Source organism: Agromyces archimandritae (assembly GCF_018024495.1).
In the GTDB taxonomy this organism is placed as follows: domain Bacteria; phylum Actinomycetota; class Actinomycetes; order Actinomycetales; family Microbacteriaceae; genus Agromyces; species Agromyces archimandritae.
The window spans coordinates 518,100-536,672 of the sequence record NZ_CP071696.1 but is presented as its reverse complement, the minus strand read 5'-3'; the positions used below and the strand labels follow the sequence as shown (position 1 = coordinate 536,672).

Annotated in this window: 16 protein-coding genes; 9 read left to right on the top strand and 7 right to left on the bottom strand. The window is 73.4% G+C overall.

The annotated features are described in order from the left end of the window. The first annotated feature begins 8 nt into the window (after nt 1–8). The 5 genes from G127AT_RS02585 (at nt 9) to G127AT_RS02565 (ending at nt 7,992) form a co-directional block, all read left to right on the top strand. Nucleotides 9–980, top strand: a complete 972-nt coding sequence (locus tag G127AT_RS02585) for an AAA family ATPase (protein ID WP_210899468.1) — start codon at nt 9–11, stop codon at nt 978–980. Beyond that, a complete protein-coding gene (locus G127AT_RS02580) occupies nt 977–2,266 on the top strand; it encodes a DUF58 domain-containing protein (RefSeq protein WP_210899467.1) in 1,290 nt (429 codons plus the stop codon). The genes G127AT_RS02585 and G127AT_RS02580 overlap by 4 nt, the downstream gene beginning before the upstream one ends. Further along, entirely contained in the window at nt 2,263–4,509 is a 2,247-nt protein-coding gene (locus G127AT_RS02575; RefSeq protein WP_210899465.1) for a transglutaminaseTgpA domain-containing protein, read from the top strand. Before G127AT_RS02580 ends, G127AT_RS02575 begins: the two co-directional genes overlap by 4 nt. Further along, the gene (locus G127AT_RS02570; RefSeq protein ID WP_210899463.1) at nt 4,506–5,063 is read left to right on the top strand and encodes a hypothetical protein; all 558 of its coding nucleotides are present in this window, start codon (nt 4,506–4,508) and stop codon (nt 5,061–5,063) included. The genes G127AT_RS02575 and G127AT_RS02570 overlap by 4 nt, the downstream gene beginning before the upstream one ends. Nucleotides 5,064–5,199: 136 nt before the next feature. Then, entirely contained in the window at nt 5,200–7,992 is a 2,793-nt protein-coding gene (locus G127AT_RS02565; RefSeq protein WP_210899462.1) for an FtsK/SpoIIIE domain-containing protein, read from the top strand. 177 nt (nt 7,993–8,169) lie between these two features. Here G127AT_RS02565 and G127AT_RS02560 read toward each other — a convergent pair whose 3' ends face one another. Continuing rightward, a complete protein-coding gene (locus G127AT_RS02560; protein WP_210899460.1) occupies nt 8,170–9,162 on the bottom strand; it encodes an asparaginase in 993 nt (330 codons plus the stop codon). Beyond that, nucleotides 9,162–10,535, bottom strand: coding sequence for a 4-aminobutyrate--2-oxoglutarate transaminase (gabT, locus tag G127AT_RS02555; protein ID WP_210899458.1), 1,374 nt, complete (start codon nt 10,533–10,535; stop codon nt 9,162–9,164). Before gabT ends, G127AT_RS02560 begins: the two co-directional genes overlap by 1 nt. A gap of 71 nt (nt 10,536–10,606) precedes the next feature. On the opposite strand from gabT, the gene G127AT_RS02550 reads away from it, so the two are divergent. Then, nucleotides 10,607–11,095, top strand: coding sequence for an OsmC family protein (locus G127AT_RS02550; RefSeq protein WP_210899456.1), 489 nt, complete (start codon nt 10,607–10,609; stop codon nt 11,093–11,095). Nucleotides 11,096–11,162: 67 nt separating this feature from the next. Here G127AT_RS02550 and G127AT_RS02545 read toward each other — a convergent pair whose 3' ends face one another. After that, nucleotides 11,163–12,098, bottom strand: coding sequence for a hypothetical protein (locus tag G127AT_RS02545; protein WP_210899454.1), 936 nt, complete (start codon nt 12,096–12,098; stop codon nt 11,163–11,165). Nucleotides 12,099–12,207: 109 nt separating this feature from the next. Beyond that, nucleotides 12,208–13,002, bottom strand: a complete 795-nt coding sequence (locus G127AT_RS02540) for a lysophospholipid acyltransferase family protein (protein ID WP_210899452.1) — start codon at nt 13,000–13,002, stop codon at nt 12,208–12,210. A 48-nt stretch (nt 13,003–13,050) separates the two neighbouring features. Between G127AT_RS02540 and G127AT_RS02535 the strand changes: the two genes are divergently transcribed. Further along, nucleotides 13,051–13,710: a 4'-phosphopantetheinyl transferase family protein gene (locus tag G127AT_RS02535; RefSeq protein WP_210899450.1), complete on the top strand. Its 660-nt coding sequence runs from the start codon at nt 13,051–13,053 to the stop codon at nt 13,708–13,710. A gap of 13 nt (nt 13,711–13,723) precedes the next feature. Here the strand turns inward: G127AT_RS02535 and G127AT_RS02530 are convergent, their stop codons facing one another. Together G127AT_RS02530 and G127AT_RS02525 are read right to left on the bottom strand one after the other, a co-directional pair. Next, nucleotides 13,724–14,074, bottom strand: a complete 351-nt coding sequence (locus G127AT_RS02530) for a HepT-like ribonuclease domain-containing protein (protein WP_210899448.1) — start codon at nt 14,072–14,074, stop codon at nt 13,724–13,726. Beyond that, entirely contained in the window at nt 14,071–14,553 is a 483-nt protein-coding gene (locus G127AT_RS02525) for a nucleotidyltransferase family protein (protein WP_210899442.1), read from the bottom strand. The genes G127AT_RS02530 and G127AT_RS02525 overlap by 4 nt, the downstream gene beginning before the upstream one ends. 93 nt (nt 14,554–14,646) lie before the next feature. Between G127AT_RS02525 and G127AT_RS02520 the strand changes: the two genes are divergently transcribed. Both G127AT_RS02520 and G127AT_RS02515 read left to right on the top strand, forming a co-directional pair. Further along, nucleotides 14,647–15,738 (top strand): 1-deoxy-D-xylulose-5-phosphate reductoisomerase, encoded by a 1,092-nt coding sequence (locus tag G127AT_RS02520; protein ID WP_210899440.1) that lies wholly within the window; start codon nt 14,647–14,649, stop codon nt 15,736–15,738. A gap of 92 nt (nt 15,739–15,830) precedes the next feature. Continuing rightward, nucleotides 15,831–17,162 carry a M50 family metallopeptidase gene (locus G127AT_RS02515; RefSeq protein ID WP_244857699.1) on the top strand — a complete coding sequence of 444 codons (1,332 nt, stop codon included), beginning with the start codon at nt 15,831–15,833 and terminating at the stop codon, nt 17,160–17,162. 62 nt (nt 17,163–17,224) lie between these two features. Here the strand turns inward: G127AT_RS02515 and G127AT_RS02510 are convergent, their stop codons facing one another. Then, entirely contained in the window at nt 17,225–18,487 is a 1,263-nt protein-coding gene (locus G127AT_RS02510; protein ID WP_244857698.1) for a low temperature requirement protein A, read from the bottom strand. Nucleotides 18,488–18,573 lie beyond the last annotated feature (86 nt).

Genomic DNA, 18,573 nt, shown 5'->3' with positions numbered 1-18,573 from the left:
AGGACCCGATGCCCATGACCCCCGAGCAGGCGACCGCCTTCGCCGCCGACCTCGATCGGCTCGTCGATGCCGTCGAGCAGGTGCTCCTCGGCAAGAACCGCGTCGTGCGCCTCGCGTTCACGGCCCTCCTCAGCGAAGGCCACCTCCTCCTCGAAGACGTGCCCGGCACCGGCAAGACCTCCCTCGCCCGTGCGATGGCGCAGTCCGTCACGGGCGCCGCGAACCGGGTGCAGTTCACCCCCGACCTCCTCCCCGGCGACATCACGGGCGTGAGCGTCTACGATCAACGCTCGGGCGCATTCGAGTTCCATGCCGGGCCCGTGTTCGCCAACATCGTCCTCGCCGACGAGATCAACCGGGCGAGCCCGAAGACGCAGTCCGCGCTCCTGGAGGTCATGGAGGAACGCCAGGTCACCGTCGACGGCGTCACCCATCCGGTGCCGGACCCCTTCATGGTCATCGCCACGCAGAACCCGGTCGAGCTGGCCGGCACCTACCGGCTGCCGGAGGCGCAGCTGGACCGCTTCCTCATCCGCACCTCGATCGGCTACCCCGACCACGTCTCCACCGTGCGCATCCTCGAAGGGGCCGACCGCCGCGCCCACGAGCAGGTCGTGCCGGCCGTCCTCGACGCCGCCGACATCGTGCGGATGGCCGCCGAGGCCCGCACCGTCTACGTCGACGCGACGATCCACGACTACGTCTCCCGCCTCGTGGATGCCACGCGCACCGCAGACGAGGTCCGCCTCGGAGTGAGCGTGCGCGGCGCGCTCGCGCTCATCCGCACCGCGAAGACCTTCGCCGCAGGCCGCGGCCGCCACTACGTCGTGCCCGACGATGTGAAGGCGCTCGCCGAATCCGTGCTCTCGCACCGGCTCATCCTCGACCCCGAGGCCGAGTTCGACGGGGCCAGCGCCTCGGGCATCATCGGGCGCATCCTGCTCGAGACGCCGCCTCCGTCGGCGAGGCAGGCGGGGTGAGCACCGGCGCCGCGCCCCGGCGGCCGGGCGGCGGCTTCTACATCGTCGTCGACGGGCTCGTGGATGCCGGCCGGCGCACCCGCAGCGTGGCCGCCGCCGCGGGGCGCGCCGTGCGCTCGGTCGTCACCCCGACCGGGGTCGCGGTGGCCGGCGGCGGGCTCGCCTCGCTCGTGCTGTGGGCGTGGTTCGGCTGGGTCGAGGGCCTCGTCATCGGCGCCGGCGTCGCCGCGATGCTCGTCGTCTCGGCGGTGCTGCTGTTCGGGCGGAACGGGGCCGGCCTCGTGCTCGGGTTGCCGCAGGAGCGGGTCGTCGTCGGCGACCCGGCCTCGGTGCGGATCACGGGCCGACGGGGTTCGGGCCGGGGCGGCAACGTCGAGATCCCCGTCGGAGAGGAGGTCGTGCGGCGGATGCTGCCCGGCGGCGCCGTGGACGTCTCCCTCGAGGTGCCCGCCGTCCGGCGCGGGGTGGTGTCGGTCGGACCGGTGCGGAGCGTGCGCGGCGACCCCTTCGGCCTCATGCGCCGCGAGCTGGTGCGTTCGGGCGAGGCCGTGCTGTACGTGCATCCGCGCACCATCGCCCTGCCGACGCTCTCGACCGGGTTCCTGCGCGATCTGGAGGGTGCGCAGACGCGCGACCTGACGGCGAGCGATGTGGCCTTCCATGCGCTGCGCGAATACGTGCCCGGCGACGATCGCCGGCACATCCACTGGCGGAGCACGGCCCGCACGGGCACCTTCATGGTCCGCCAGTACGAGGAGACCCGCCGCAGCCACCTCGTCGTCCTCCTCGATGCCGGGGCCGACGCGTACGCCGATGACGAGGAGTTCGAGCTCGCGGTGAGCGTGGCCGCTTCGCTCGGGTCGCGGGCGATCCGCGACGCGCGTTCCCTCGGGGCGCTCGTGACCGCACCGGGCGCGCGTGCGGGCGCCGCGGCGGGCACGGATTCGGCCGTGCGCTCGCTGCCGACGGTGTCGCCGGAACGGCTGCTGGACGCCATGTGCGGCGTCGAACGCGACGAGGAGGCCGCCGGGCTGCCGGAGGCGGCGAGGGCCGTCGCCGACACGATGCCCGGCGTCTCGCTCGCCTGCCTCGTGACCGGCTCGCTCCGCGGCACCGCCGAACTCCGCCAGGCCGCCCGGCGCCTGCCGAACGGGGTCGAGGTCGTCGCCGTCGAGTGCGTGCCGGCCGCAGCCCCGACGGTGCGGGCCGCCGGCGGGCTCACGGTGCGCACGATCGGCACCCTCGCCGAACTGCGGGCGATGCTGCAGCGGACGGCCTCGTCATGAGCATGCGCCCCGGCATCCGCCGCAGGATCGCCTCCTGCCTGCTCCTCGTGCTGGCGCTCGGGGTGGCCGTGCTGCCCTGGTGGCCGGTCTACGAATCGGCCGCGTTCGTCGTGGCCGTGGCCGTCGCGGTCGCCGCCGGCCTCGCCGTCGGGGTGTGGTCGGCGGTGCGGGGCGCGAGTCGGTGGGCGACGGCGCTCGCCGGGCTCGGGGCGGTCCTCGTGCTCGGGGTTCCGGCCGCCGTGCCGAGCCGGGCGCTGTGGGGGGTGCTGCCGACGCCTGCCGGGTTCGCCGAGCTGATGCCGGCGCTCGTCCTGTCGTGGAAGCAGCTCGTGACGATCGCGATCCCCGTCGGCTCGTACCGTGCCCTGCTCGTGCCCGTGTTCGTCCTGACGCTGGCCGCCGCGATCGTCGCCGTCGTCGTGGCGCTCCGCGCCAGGCACCGTTCGGCGGCGATCCTCGCACCGGCCGCCCTGTTCGCCGCGGGCGTCGCGCTCGGCAGCTCGCGCGAGGTGCTGGGGGCATGGCCGGCGTTCGCGTTCCTCGCCGTGACCGCCCTGTGGTTGCTGCACGTGCGGATCGGGGCTTCGCGCGCGGGCGGCGACGCGCGGATGCTCGCGCGCCGGCTGGTCGCGGCCACCGCGATGACGGCGCTCGCGATCGGGCTCGCGGGGGCCGCCGCCGCCGAGCTGCCGGCGCGGCCGCGCACCGTCGTGCGCACCGAGATCCGCCCGCCGTTCGAACCCAGATCGTTCGTGAGCCCGCTCGCCGAGTTCCGCGCCTCGTTCGCGGAAGGGGCGGCCGAGGAGTCGATGCTCGAGGTGCGCGGGCTGCCGGCGGGGGCCGGGCTGCGCGTCGCCGTGCTCGACGCCTACGACGGCGTCGTCTACGGGGTGGGCGGATCGCGGTCGGCCTCGGGGCGCTTCGTGCGCGTGCCGTACCGTCTGGATCGCACCGAGCTGGCCGGCGACCGCGAACGCATCGAGGTCGTCGTCGCCGGCTACGCCGAACCGTGGGTGCCGGGCATCGGCGCGCTCGAGCAGATCGAGTTCGCCGGGCCGAACCGGGAACGGCTCGCCGACGCCTTCTTCCTCGACGACGGCACGGGCACCGCCGTCGCCTCCGCCGTCCTGTCCCGCGGCGACCGGTACACGGCGAGCTCCGTCGTGCCGGCGACGGAGCGCGACGTCGCCGAACTCGTGCCCGGCACGGCGGTGATGCCGGCATCCGTCCGCGCCCCCGACGAGGTGCTTCGGCTCCTCGACCGCTGGACGGTGGATGCGACCGGCCCGGGCGAGCGCCTCGCGGCCGTGGTCCGCGGCATCCGCCGCGACGGATACGTCAGCCACGGGCAGGATGCGGATGCCGCGCCGAGCCGTTCGGGGCATGCGATCGACCGTCTCGTGGAGCTCGCGAGCGAGGAGCCCATGGTCGGCGACGGCGAGCAGTACGCCGTGCTCGCCGCCCTCCTCGCGCGCGAGATCGGCTTCCCGGCGCGCGTCGTCGTCGGCTACCTCGGCGGTGAGACGGAGGACGGGGTGACCGTCTTCCGCGGCGCCGACCGCCAGGCGTGGATCGAAGTGCAGGCCTCGGACGGCACGTGGATCCCGGTCGATCCGAACCCCGAGCCGCGCGAGATCCCGGAGCGCGAACCCGAACGCCCGACGAGCGTCACCCGGCCGCAGACCGTGCTGCCGCCTCCGCCGGAGGGAACCCCCGTCGACGACCTCGCCGCCGAGCCCGAGGAGGGCGATGACGACCCGCGCGGCGATGAACCCGCCTGGCTCGGCGTGCTGCTCGGCGCCCTGCGCGTCGCCGGCTGGTCCCTGCTGGGCCTCGCGCTGCTGGCGAGCCCGTTCCTCGCCGTCATCGGCGCCAAGGCGAGCCGGCGGCGTTCGCGGAAGCGGGCGCCGACCGCCCTCGAACGCGTCGAGGGTGCCTGGGACGAGCTCGAGGATGCGGCCCGGGATGCCGGCCACCGCATCCGCCCCGGTGCGACCCGCGCCGAGCAGGCCGCGCAGTTCGGCGGCATGGAGGCCCTCGTGCTCGCCGCCGTCGTCGACCGGGCGGCCTTCGCCCCGGGGGAGCCGGCGCGCGATCAGGAGCAGCTCGCGTGGGCGCGCCTCGCCCGCGCCCGTCGTGAGCTGGGGCGCGGGCGGCGGCCGGCGGAACGGTGGCGTGCGGCCGTCTCGCTCGACTCGTTCGGGCGCTATCCTGGCTCGCGGGAAGGAGGGCCGCGCCGGTGACGTGCCCGATCTGCTCGGCCGAGCTGCCGGAGACGGCCATGTTCTGCGGGGTGTGCGGATCCTCGACCCGGGCGACGCCCGAGTCGCGCCGGCGCCCCGACCCGAGGCCGGCCGACACCACGCGATTCGACCGCGCCGCGCTTCGCGCATCGATGCGTCAGAGCGGCGTCGTCAGCATCGACCTGGACGCCGTGCGGCCGGCGCCGGTGCGCTCCGAGGCCGGCGCGCCCGTGCTGTTCGCGCTGCACTTCACCGACGGGCAGGAGCGCACCGTGTTCGGCACGGGCCTCATCGGCCGCCGCCCGCATCCGCATCCCGGGGAGCATTTCGACCATCTCGTCTCGATCGAGGATCCGACGCGTTCGGTGTCGAAGACGCATCTGGAGTTCGGCGTGCACGAGGGCGCCCTGTGGGTCGCCGACCGATTCAGCGGCAACGGCACGACCCTGCACCGGCCGGGGCATCCGGCGCGCCGCTGCGAACCGGGGCGGCGCTATCTCGTGCCCCGCGGCTCGCGGGTGGAGATGGCGGCGCAGAGCTTCCGCGTCGCCTGAGCGTCGGGTTGTGCGGATGCCCGGGCGCGCCGCCGCCGTCGCGACCCCTCCTCCACAGGGCCGTCTCGCGGGTCCGTCATCCACGGATCCGCCGAAACGGGGGTCGGGGCGGCTGCCGCCTGCTGTGATGGGGCGCATGCCAGAGCCCCATGCCCGACTCACCCTGCCGCCGGCCGTGCCGGAGCCCGCGAAACACCCGTTCCCCGTGCTCGGCACCCTCATGCCGATGGTCGCCGCCGTCGTCCTGTGGGTCGTCACGTCCTCGCCCTTCGCCCTCGTCTTCGCGGCCCTCGGCCCGCTCGTCGCCCTGGCCGGGGTGCTCGACGGCCGGCGGGGCGCGAAACGCGCCCGTCGCACCGGGGCGAAGGAGCGCGAGGAGGCCCTCGCCGCGCTGCGTGCGGACATCGCCCGCGAGCACGAGGCCGAACGCCTGCGCGCCTGGACCGAGACCCCCTCGGCGCGCACCGTGGTCGCCGGGGAGGCCGGCCCGGGCTGGCACGGTGCCGATTCACCCGTCGTCGTCCTCGGCAGCGGCGAGATGCCGAGCGGACTGCGCCTGGACGGCGCACCGCAGGGCGAGGAGGATCGCGCGCTCCTCGCCGAAGCCGCCGGCCTCGCCGCCGCTCCGGTCGCCGCCCCGCTCGCCGGCGGCATCGGCTTCGTCGGCCCCGCCGCCCTCGCGCGGGCGGCCGCGCGCGCGGCGCTCGTGCAGTGCCTGCACGCGGTGCGGCCCGACCGCATCGCCGTGGATGCCGCGGGCGAGGGGTGGGCGTGGGCGCACCGCCCCGGCCGCGGCCGGCCGGTCGGCATCGTCGTGCTCGACCGCACCGCTTCCGGCGACCGGTCCGCGTTCGACGACACGGCATGCGTCCTCGCCGTCGCAACCGAGACGGCCGCCCTGCCGCCGGGCATCGCCACGATCGTGCGCATCCCCGACCCGGGCACGGCCGAACTGGTGCGCCCCCGCGCACACCGCTTCTCGCCCGCGCTCCTCGGCGCCGCCGAAGCCGAAGCCTTCGCCGCGCGGCTCGACGCTCGCGCCGAACGCGCCGGCGTCGCCGGCCGCGCCGGGGCCGTCCCCGACCTCGTCGCCTTCGACGAACTGCCGAGGCCCGGCCTCGAGCGGCGCCGCGACCGCCTGGCCGCGACCCTGGGAATCGGCGCCGACGGTCCGGTCGCCGTCGACCTCGTCGCCGACGGCCCGCACGCGATCGTCGCCGGCACGACCGGAAGCGGCAAGAGCGAGTTCCTCGTGGCCTGGATCGCAGCCCTGGCATCCGCACACCCGAGCGAACGGCTCACCTTCCTCCTCGTCGATTTCAAGGGCGGGGCCGCCTTCGAACCCGTGCGCGCCCTGCCGCACGTCGCCGGCATCGTCACCGACCTCGACGACGCCGAAGCGCTCCGGGCCCTCGAGAGCATCCGCGCCGAGATCCGGGCGCGCGAACGCATCCTCCGCACGGCCGGCGTCGCCGAGCTGTCGCGCCTGCCCGACGCCGTCGCCCTCGCGCGTCTGGTCATCGTCATCGACGAATACCAGGCGCTCATGGACCGCTTCCCGGAACTCGGCGCGATCGTCGCCGACATCGCCCAGCGCGGGCGCTCGCTCGGCATGCACCTCGTCCTGGCCGCCCAGCGGCCCCTCGGCGTCGTCCGTGACGCGATCAGCGCGAACTGCCCCATCAGGGTCTCGTTGCGGGTGCTCGACCGCGGCGACAGCATCGCCGTCATCGGCGACCCCCGCGCCGCCGAGATCGAAGCCGGCACCCCAGGCCGCGGATACCTGAGCTCGGGTGCGGCCGGCGTCCGGCAGGCCCAGTTCGCACTCGTCGACGAGGCCTCCATCGCCGCGATCGCCGCCGCAGACCCGGCAGGAGCACCCGTACGGCGACCATGGCTCGACCCCCTGCCCGGCGAGCTCCGACGCGGCGAACTCGGCCGCCTGGCCACCGAGCCCGCCGGCGGCGGCGTCGCCTTCGGCCTCGCCGACGAACCCGACCGCCAGGCCCGGACGATCGCGGAATGGCATCCGCACACCGACGGTCCGATGCTCGTATGCGGTCGCGGAGGATCCGGGCGGTCGACCGCGCTCGCCGCGATCGCGGCCGGGTTCGAGGCATCCGGGGGCGGAGCGGTGCACCGGGTGGCCGGGGCCGGCAGCCGCGTCTGGGATCTCCTGGCGGCGGCCCGCGGCGGGCGGCTCACGGGACTGCTCGTGATCGACGACCTCGACCGGCTCGGCCACGACTGGGACCCGGAAGCCAGGCAGGCTGCGATCGACACGATCGCCGGGGTGCTGCGCACCGCCCGGAGTTCGGGCCTCACGGTCGCGGCCAGCGCCTCGCGGCTCGGCGGGCCGGCGCACGGCCTCGTCGAAGGGTTCGGGGCGAGCCTGCTGCTCGCCCATGCCGGCCGGGCCGAGCTCTCGCAGGCCGGCGGCGACCCCGCCCTGTGGCGGCCGGATGCCGTGCCGGGTTCGGGGCAGTGGCGCGGCCGCGCCGTGCAGCTCGTCCACGAGCCGGTCGCGGCGCCGCCGGCCGGCCCCGCGGTGCCCCCGTTCGCGGTGCAGGCGGGGCGCCTGCATCTCATCGCCGCGGCTTCGCCGCGTGCGGCGCTCGAACACTGGCAACGGGCCTTCCCCGGGCAGCCCGCGCGGCTCATCGGTGCCATGCCGGCCCCGACGGGCGCCGGCGTATCGGAGCCGGGCCGCCCGGCGGCGCTCATCGGCGACGCGGATGCCTGGAACGCGAACTGGAGCCTGCTGGCGGCCGAACGCGACGAAGCCGTCGTGCTCGTCGACGGCGGACCGGCCGAACTCCGCGCCCTCGTGCGCGAGCGCAGCCTGCCGCCACTGCTCGACCCGGGTCGCGGTCAACTGTGGCGGGCGATGCCGGGCGCCCCCCTCGAACGCGTGCGGTGGCCGGCGTGAGCCCGCCTACCGGCGACCGGGGTTTCGATACGGCGCCGGGGCGCCTACTCAACCGGCGTGCCGGGGTTTCGATACGGCGCCGGGGCGCCTCCTCAACCGGCGTGCGGCGCGGCCGGGCACTGTCGCCGGTTGAGTAGGCGCCGAAGGCGCCGTATCGAAACCCCCGCCGGCCCCCGCTCAGACGCTCGCCCGAATCCGCCCCACGCGCTCGGCGCCGCCGGTCACCCACAGATCCAGTTCCGTCTCGACCTCGTCCACACGCGCGGCATCCAGCGCCCCGACGCCGACGAGCAGCCGCAACGCGATCGCGGTGGTCGCCCGCCCGCTGCCGTCGAGCACCTTGAGCGCGAGGGTCGTGCCGTCGGGCGCGCTCATCACCATGACGCCTTCGGCGCCGTGCTTGGCGAAGACGCCGAGGCGTTCGATCGCGATGGTGTCGGCCCGGCCGGGCCCGTCGACCGCCCACGGGTGCTCGCGCACCGCGAGGGTCAGCTCGGCGGCCTCCCGGTACAACGCGAACGGCGAACTCGTCTGCGACGTCGTCACGCGCTGGATGCCGCGGGCGAGGCCGGCAAGGCTCAGCGCATGCACGGGGGCTCCGCATCCGTCGATGCCCGTCGCCGCCGGTCGTTCGCCCGAGAGGCGCTCCAGCACCTCCAGCACGCGCCGTTGCAGCGGATGCGTCGGGTCGAGGTATCCGGCAAGGTCCCACCCGTTCGCGGCACAGGCGGCCAGCATCGCCGCATGCTTGCCGGAACAGGCCATCGCGAGCGGCTCGGGACCGCCGCCGTCGCGCAGCCGCTGCGTGCGCGCTTCGCGGTCGAGCGGCAGCGCGGGCGGGCAGCCGAGGGCCGCCACGGGTACGCCCGCCCGAGCGAGGATGCCCCGCACGAGGTCGACGTGCCGGGCGGTGCCGGAATGACTGGCCGTCGCGATCGCAGCGTCCTCTCCGCGGAGGGTGACGCCGCTGGACATCACCGCGACCGCCTGGAACGGCTTCAGGCTCGACCGTGCGAACACAGGCGTCTGCACATCCCCGAGCTCGCGGAGCACGCCGCCGTCGGGCCCCAGCACGATCGCCGAGCCCGCATGGCGCGACTCGACGAACCCGGAACGTTCCACGACGGCGAGCTCGACCGATGATCCGACTGCGAAGGTGCCCGTCGCCATCACCCGAGCCGGGCGAGTCCGTCGTCGAGCACCGAGAGCGCGTCTTCGATGAGGGCATCGCTCATCGCCAGCGACGGCAGGAATCGCAGCACGTTGCCCCAGGTGCCGGCCGAGAGGAAGAGCACCCCCTGCGAGGCGGCGTACGAGATGAGCTGCGCCACGGCATCCGCATTGGCCGTCTTGCTCGTCTCGCGCGTTCCGGGCTGCACGAACTCGATCGCGATCATCGCCCCGCGGCCGCGGATGTCGCCGATGACGTCGTAGCGCTCGCGCAGCTGCTCGAGGCCGGCGGTGAGGGTGCGTTCGATGCGCTGCGCCTCGGCGAGGAGCCCGTTCTGCTCGATCGCCTCGAACACGGCGACCGCTGCCGCACACGCCACCGGGTTGCCGCCGAAGGTGCCGCCGAGGCCGCCGGGCTGCGAGGCATCCATGATCTCGGCACGGCCCGTGACCGCAGCCAGCGGCAGGCCGCCGGCGATGCCCTTCGCGCTCAGCACGAGGTCGGGCTCGAGGCCGAGCAGCTCGCTCGCGTAGTAGGCGCCGGAACGGGCCATGCCCGACTGGATCTCATCGGCGATGAGCACCACGCCGTTCTCGGTGCACCACGCCTGCAGGGTCGGCAGGAACCCCTCGGCCGGCACCATGAACCCGCCCTCGCCCTGGATGGGCTCGACGACCAGGCAGGCGAGGTCGGCGGCGCCCACCGTCTTCTCGAGCGTCGCGATGGTGCGCGCCGCGGCATCCACCCCCGAAAGCCCGTCGCGATACGGGTAGGACCCGGGCACGTGGGTCACGTCGCCGGCAAGCGGCCCGTACCCGGTCGCATACGGATACGCCTTGTAGTTCATCGCCATCGTGAGGTTCGTGCGCCCGTGGTAGGCGTGATCGAGCACCGCCACGCCGCGCCGACCCGTGTACTTGCGGGCGATCTTCACGCCGTTCTCGACGGCCTCGGCGCCCGAATTCACGAGCACCGTCTTCTTCGCCCAGTCGCCGGGGGTGTGCTCGGCGAGCAGCTCGGCGACGCGCACGTACTCCTCGTAGGGGGTGATCGTGAACAGGGTGTGGATGACGTCCTGCAGCTGTGCGGCCGCCGCGGCGACGACGCTCGTCTCGGTGTGGCCGATCGTGGTCACGCCGATGCCTGCGCCGAAGTCGAGGAAACGGTTGCCGTCGACGTCGACGAGCACCGCCCCGTTCGCGCGCTCGATGTACACCGGAAGCGCGCTCGACACACCGTCGGAGACGACGGCCAGACGCCTGGCGTGGAGCTCCTCGGATCGCGGACCGGGGATGGCGGTCACGATCTTGCGCTCCTGGGGAACGGAATACACGGGGGCGACGGGTTCCGCCGCGTGCGAAGAGTCAGTCATGATGGGCTCAGCCTATCTTCGAGCCGGGCGGTGCGCAGCCGCCCCCGGCCACCCGGCGAAGGGAGAACCGCATGTTCGGCGAGCATCGATACGAGGTGCGCACGGAGTGGCTCGGCGACCGCGGCGAGGGCACCGCCTCCTACCGCGCCTACGGCCGCGAACTCCGCACGAGCGCCGCCGGCAAGCTGCACGAGATCGCCGGGTCGGCCGACCGCACCTTCCACGGCGACGCCGAACGGTGGAACCCCGAAGAGCTGCTGCTGGCCGCCCTCAGCCAGTGCCACATGCTCTCGTACCTGCACGTCGCGACCAAGCACGGCGTCATCGTCCGCGGCTACCGGGACGCGGCCCGCGGCACGATGGAGGAGGACGGCCGCGGCGGCGGCGCGTTCGTCGAGGCCGTCCTGCGGCCCGTCGTCGAGGTCGCCGACGCGTCCATGCTCGCGGTCGCCGACCGCATCCACGAGGAGGCGGCGGAGAAGTGCTTCATCGCCGCATCCGTCGCGTTCCCGGTGCGTCACGAGCCCGTCTCCCGGGTGTGGATGCCGCAAGCGGGGTAGACGGCCGGCACCGCCGCGGGGTGCGGCCGGGCATGGGCCGCGCCGGGGCATCCACTGCCCGCGTCGCTCAGCCCTGCGGAACCGCCGGAACCGGCCGGCACGGCTGCCCGCCCGCCAACCCCGTGCAGGGCGGCAGGAAGCCGGGGAAGCGCTCGGTGGTCGGGTCGCCGAACCAGCGGTTCCAGAGCAGCCAGAAGTTGAAGTTGCCCCAGCTCGAACAGGCGTCGCCTTCCGCATCCGGGTTCGCGAGGGCCTGCTCGTTCGGCTGGTACGGGGTGTAGTTGTAGAGGTTCGCCGTGGCCTGGTTGCGGATGTCGACCGCGCTCGCCCCGCACTCCGCGTTCGGGTGGTATCCGACATCCACCTGCCCGATCTTGTAGGTGCGCTCGGGCTCTTGCGTGTACTGCCGGAACTGCCAGGCGGCATGGTAGAGCTGGTTGAAGAAGCCGAAGTACTGCCGGTCGCAGTCGGCCGTGTCGGGGCATCCGTAGCCCGTGGCCCGTTCGTAGCCATACATCGTCGGCTTCGTCAGCAGCGACTGCTCCTTCTGCATGAGGACGAGCAGCACGCGCGGGCTGATCCCGCACGCTTCGGAGATCTTCTTGATGATGCGCGCCGCCGGCTCGCGGTCGGCGCCCTCGTACGGTTCGCAGTGCCCGGGGCCGCCGCCCGCGGGCTGGTCGTCGGTGTCCTGCCAGTAGTCGGCCACGCAGCGGGCGAAGTCGAGCGGCTGGCAGTCGAGGCCCTGCAGGAACGCGGCGATCTGCGCCTCCGTCATGGCGCCGGCGTTGTAGAAGCCGTCGTCGCTGACGATGAGGCCGGCGTCGAATCGGGCCGGGTCGGGGTCGCGCCGTTCGAAATGCTCGTTCGGGGCGGCGTTCGCGCAGGCGGCGAGGATGCCGGCGACGAGCAGCGCGGCGAGGGCCGCGACGGCCGTGCGGATGCCGCGGCGCGGCCCGGCGCGTTCGGGCTCCGCACCCGTTCGCGATCCTGCCCAGCTCATCCGGCCGACGATACCGGGATGCGCCGCTCGGCGTCTGGGAATCGCCGCCGAAAGGGCTGGGCCGAATTGCGAGTCTGGGCGGGCCGGGTTGCTGCTCGCGGCCGGCCGCTCAGCGGCGCTCGCGGGGCAGCACCCGGTCGGCGAGCTTGGCGATCGGGTTCGCCGGAGGCGATTCGTTGTACCGCCCGGCGAGTTCCTGCCCCGAGCGGGCGTGGATCGCGGCCATCACCTCGTCGGTCGCGGCCCGCCGCGCCCGCCCGCTCGTCGACGGGCCGTGGCCGGAGAGGTCGAGCGGTTCGCCGAAGTGCACGGCGACGGGCCGCACCCGGGGGAGCTTCGCGCCGACCGGCTGGATCTCCTGCGTGCCGACGAGGCCGACGGGCACGACCGGCGCACCCGTTTCCAGGGCGAGCCAGGCGACGCCCGTGCGCCCCTTGTAGAGGCGCCCGTCGAGGGAACGCGTGCCCTCCGGGTAGAGCGCGAAGGCGTTTCCGGTGTCGATGATCCGCTTGGACTGATCCAGCGCATCCTGCGCCGCCGCCCCCGCCCCGCGCTCGACGCTGACCGCACCGATGGCCTCGAAGAAGGTGCGCGTGATCCACCCCTTGACACCCGTGCCCGTGAAGTAGTGCGACTTCGCGAGGAACCGCACCGGCCGCGGCGACGTCAGCGGGATCACGATCGAATCGACGAACGACAGATGGTTCGATGCGAAGATCACCGGGCCGTCCTTCGGCACGTTCTCGACCCCGGTGATCGTCGGTCGGTAGATGAGACGCGCGAGCGGCCGCAGCACACCGGCGATGAGGCCGTACGCGGCCCCCTGGCGCGGAACGGGCGGTGCTTCGGGTGGGGCATCGGTCACCGTCCGAGGGTACGCACGCCAGCATGCGCCCGCGCGCATATTCGAGGCGCGGGTGGATGCGGTTGGGCGATGCGCGAGAATGCCAGCATGACTGCACTCCGCCGCCGGCCGCTGCGCATGTCGCGCGGTGCGGTTCGCGATGCGGACGTGGTGCAGGAGCTGGAGTTCGGCGAGGTGCGCGTGCAGCTGCGCGCGGGGGCGCGGCAGCGTGCCGAGGATGCGCTCGCCGCGCTGCTCGGGGATGCGGCCGGGGTGCCGGCGGGGGATGTGGAGCTCGAGCGGCGGTGCCGGGTCTGCGGGGCGGCGCACGGGCATCCGCTCGTCGAGTACCCGCAGACGCCGTCGGGCGGTGAGTGGTTCGCGGATGCGGCAGCCGCTGCAGGGTTCGCCGTCGCGGCGGTGTCGAAACGGCATCCGCTCGGGGTCGCGATCCCCCCTGCCCGGCTGGGGGACGAGGCCGACGATGCTGCGTTCCACCCGCTCGAGCGATCTGCGCTCGCCGGAGTCGGCGACGAGGATCGTGCACGACTGCGTGCCGAGCTGTGGGCGGGCAAGGAAGCCCTGATGCGGGCGCTCGGCCACAACCCGGTCACGGATCCGGGCGGCATCGCCCTCGCCCGAGACGGCGACGGCCTCCGCATCGAGCGCCTCGGCGACGAACTGCCCCCGCACGCCCGCGACGCCGCGCTCCACGTCATCCGCGCGGAGGAGCGCACCGCGGTCGTCGCCGTCCTCGCGCGCGGGTAGGTCGCGGAGCGAATCAGGCGTCCCCGACTGCGTCTCGTACTCGATTCGCCTCATCGCGGAGCTCGGGGAAATGGGCGGTCACGGTGACCCACAACAGCTCGACGTCGACCCGATCGTAGTGATGGACGACGAAGTCCCGATTCTTCGCGGCCTGCGACCAGATCGGCGCGCTGAACCGTGCCCGGTCAGCGGCGGAGAGGCGTTTCGAGAGATCACCGATGCGGTTCGCGAGGGCTTCGAACGCGAGCGGAAGGGCCGGGTCTGCATCGAACGCGCCCCTTCCGCGTGCAGCGAGGTCATCCGCGCCGTCGAGGGTCGATATGAGGTCGTCGAGCCAACGCGCAATGCGGTCTTCCGGGTTCACAACGGCACGGCCTCTGCGAGGATCGCGGCGTCGCGCACGGGGTCGAGGGCGCGGGATGAGACGACGTCGACCGGGTGTTCGAGGAGGTGCTCGAGGTCGATCTCGAACTGGGCGAGGTCGAAGAGGGAGGCGCCGTCTTCCGGATCGACGAGGAGATCGACGTCGCTGCCGGGGCCGGCTTCGCCGCGTGCGACGGACCCGAAGAGGCGGACGCGGCCGATCCGGTTCGCGAGGGCCAGACGCTCGATGAGCGTTCGACGACGATGCACGAGGGCGCGCAGATTCTCGGCGGAAGGGTCGGGCCGAACGAGGTCCCCGAACCGCCACCGGGCGTACGGGACAATGACGGCTTCGGGCTTCCGGTGCGAGCCGAAGACCACGGGCTCCGCCTCGGGATCGTCGCGGAAGGCGCGGAGCGTCTTCGTGAGCGCATCGCGGGCGTCGCTGACCGAGCGGACCTCGAATCGCTGCTCGCCCATAGCTCTCTCCTCAAAATATGCACAGATTCGTGTACATTTTAGCGCAGCATCCACCCACGACCCCGCCCCGCCCCAGCGCATAGGCTGGGCGTCGTGCGCACCGTCATCATCCTCGGCTCCACCGGTTCCATCGGCACGCAGGCGCTCGACGTCATCCGCGCGAATCCGCGCGACTTCGAGGTCGTCGGGCTCGCGGCGGGCACGAATCGCGCCCTGCTGACCGAGCAGGCCGACGCGTTCGGGGTGGATGCCGCGGCGCTCGGCACGGATGAGGCGATCGCGCTGGTGCGCGATGTCGACGCCGATGTCGTGCTGAACGGCATCACCGGCTCCGTCGGCCTCGGGGCGACGCTCGCCACGCTCGAGAAGGGCACCACGCTCGCCCTGGCGAACAAGGAATCGCTCATCGTCGGCGGCGACCTCGTCACACGCCTGGCCGCGCCCGGGCAGATCGTGCCGGTCGACTCCGAGCACTCGGCGCTCGCGCAGGCGCTGCGCAGCGGCATCCACTCCGAAGTGCGTCGGCTCGTCGTGACCGCCTCGGGTGGCCCGTTCCGCGGCCGCACCCGCGAGCAGATGCGAACCGTCACCCCCGCCGAAGCCCTCGCCCACCCCACCTGGAACATGGGCCGCGTCGTCACCACGAACTCCGCGACCCTCGTCAACAAGGGCCTCGAGGTCATCGAGGCGCATCTGCTGTTCGACGTGCCCTACGACCGCATCGAGGTCGTCGTGCACCCGCAGTCGCTCGTGCACTCCATGGTCGAGTTCATCGACGGTTCGACGATCGCGCAGGCCTCGCCGCCGGACATGCGGCTGCCGATCTCGCTCGGCCTCGACTGGCCGCGCCGCATCGGCGGCGTCGGCGCCCCGATCGACTGGACCCGGGCCCACGAGTGGACCTTCGAGCCCCTCGACGATACGGCGTTCCCCGCGGTGGCGCTCGCGAAGGAGGTCGGGCGCGCCGGCGGCATCCACCCGGCCGTCTACAACGCGGCCAACGAGCAGGCCGTCGAGGCCTTCCACGACGGGCGGATCGGCTTCCTCGACATCGTCGACACGGTGCGTGCGACGGTGGATGCCGTGCCGGCGCCCGATGGCGAGCTCACCCTCGAGGTGCTGCTCGCCGCCGAGGCCGAGGCGCGCGAGGCCGCCGACCGGCGCATCGCCGCCCTCGCCGGCTGAGGGGCGACCGAGCGGCGCGCCCGGGCATCCGCACCCGAAACCCCCGGCGCCCGCGCAGGCAGCTCAAAGGCGGGCGACACTACGCTTGCGGGGTGGACTTCGACTCCGTGCTCGCTTTCATCGTCGGCGTGCTCGTCATCGCGATCGGGCTGACGCTCTCGATCGGCCTGCACGAAATCGGCCACCTCGTGCCGGCCAAGCTCTTCGGCGTCAAGGTGCTGCAGTACATGATCGGCTTCGGGCCGACGGTGTGGTCGAAGAAGAAGGGCGAGACCGAGTACGGCATCAAGGCGATCCCGCTCGGCGGCTACATCTCGATGATCGGGATGTACCCGCCCGCGAAGGGCGAGAAGGTCGCCGCCTCGAGCACCGGGTTCTTCAACGGGCTCGTCGCCGACGCCCGCCAGTCGAGCGCCGAGACCGTCGCGGAAGGCGAGGAGCATCGCGCGTTCTACCGGCTGCCGGTGTGGAAGCGCGTCATCGTCATGCTCGGCGGCCCCTTCATGAACCTCCTCATCGCCGTCGTGCTGTTCGCCGTGCTCCTCATGGGGTTCGGGATGCCGCAGCAGACGACGACGATCGCCAGCGTCAGCGAATGCGTGCTGCCCGCCACCAGCGAACGCCAGACGTGCGAACCCGGCGACGAAGCCGCACCGGGCGCCGCGGCCGGCATCGAGCCCGGCGACCGCATCGTCTCCATCGAGGGGGAGGCGATCGACAGCTGGGCCGAATCCACCGCGATCATCCGCGAGCACCCGCGCGAGCCGATCTCGATCGTCGTCGAACGCGACGGAACCCAGCAGACCCTCACGGCCACTCCGGCGCTCAGCGAACGCTACGAACTCGACGAGAACGGCCAGGTGCGCACCGACGCCGCCGGCAACGAACTCACCGTCGAGGCCGGCTTCCTTGGCATCGGCAGCACCGTCGAACGGGTTCAGGAGCCCGCCACCGCCGTCATCCCGCAGGTGTGGGAGCAGACGACCGCCGTCGGCGGCGTCATCCTGAACCTGCCGCAACGCCTCGTCGACGTCGCCAAGGCCGCCTTCGGCCCCGAGGAACGCGACCCGAACGGCCCTCTGAGCGTCGTCGGCGTCGGCCGCATCGCCGGCGAAGTCGCCGCGATGGACGAGATCCCCATCGTCGAGAAGGCCGCAGGCTTCATCGGCATCCTCGCCTCGCTGAACATCGCCCTCTTCGTCTTCAACCTCGTGCCGCTGCTGCCGCTCGACGGCGGCCACGTCGCCGGCGCCCTGTGGGAAGCCATCCGCCGCGGGTTCGCGAAGCTCTTCAGACGACCCGACCCGGGCCCCGTCGACCTCGCGAAGGCCGTGCCCGTCACCCTCGCCGTCGCCCTCGTCCTCGGCGGCATGAGCGCGCTGCTCATCTACGCCGACATCGTCAAGCCCATCGCGCTGTTCTGAGCCGACGGCGCCGCCCGCGTCACGGGGGCGGCCGGCCGAGGCATCCTCCTGTGCCGCGGGCGTCAGTCGGGGCGCCGCAGGGCCCGTGCCATCGCCGCGGCCTGATGCCGATGCCCGACGGTCTCGTAGCCGACGATCACGACGAGCGGCGCGAGGGCCGCGATCGCAAGCGACCAGCCCATGCTCGCCCCGGCGGCCGAGGCGGCGACGCTCACGCCGAGCAGCAGGAGCGACCCGGCGAACAGCACCACGTGCAGCGGATCGAACTGCCTGATCAGCACCGTGTACAGGGTGAACAGCGCGGTCAGGAACACGGCGACCGGGATCACGACCGCAGACACCGCGAAGCTCTCGCCGACCTCCGCAGTGCCCTCGATGACGGAGGCGGCCACATGCAGCCCCGCCCCCGTCGCCGCGATCGAGCCGAAGACCACGAGATGCCCGTACCCCCAGCCGAAGGAGCGTTCGCGGTGCACCCGCAGCACCTCGGCCGAGGGCATCGTGAAGTACACCCACCACATCCCGAACGCCAGCGCCGTGCCGGCCGCGGCGACGAGGCCGGCCTCCACGCTCCACTGCTGCTCGTGCACGACCGCCGAGATCGCGAGGATCGTGCCGAGCACGACCTCGCCGAGCGTGATGATGACGAGAAGCCCGTACCGCTCGGCCATATGGCCCGGATGCCACGGCGTGCCGCCGGCGAGACGTTCGGCGACGATCGGGCCGGCCATCTCGACGACCATGAGCAGCGCGGCGAAGACGAGCCCGGCGACGAGCGGCGGATCCACCACGATGAGCGCGATCCACCCCGCCTGCGCGATCGAGACCGACACCGCGTACGCGATGCACGCCCGGCGATGCACCGGGTCGTCGCGCGCGGCGCGCACCCACAGTGCGACCGTCGCCACGCGCATCACGACGTACCCCGACACCAGGACGGCGTCGTTCAGATGCCGGCCCTCCGCGATCGAATCGAACACCTCCGGCATCCCGAGGGCGAGCACGAGCACCCCGACCATCTCGACGAACGTCGCCGCACGGAAGAACAGGTCGTCGTTGTCGTACGCCGACGCGAGCCACGAGTAGTTGATCCACGCCCAGCAGATCGCGAACGTCGCCACCGCGAAGCCGATGACCGCCGGCACGAGCCGCCCCTCGTCGAGGAGCCGCGCCGCCTGCGTGCCCGCCTGGCTGAAGGCGACGACGAAGGTCAGATCGAACAGCAGCTCGAGGGGCGTCGCAGCACGATGATCCTCGCCCGGGTCGCGGCCCGTCATCCGCCGCAACCGGTGATCGCGTCGCGCCTGCGCCCCCGGAACGCTCACCGCGGCCCCCTTCCGCCGTTTCGATTCTGCCAGCCGCACATGCTCCCCGGGGAGCAGGCGCAAGGCATCCGCCGGGAGGATCCGGC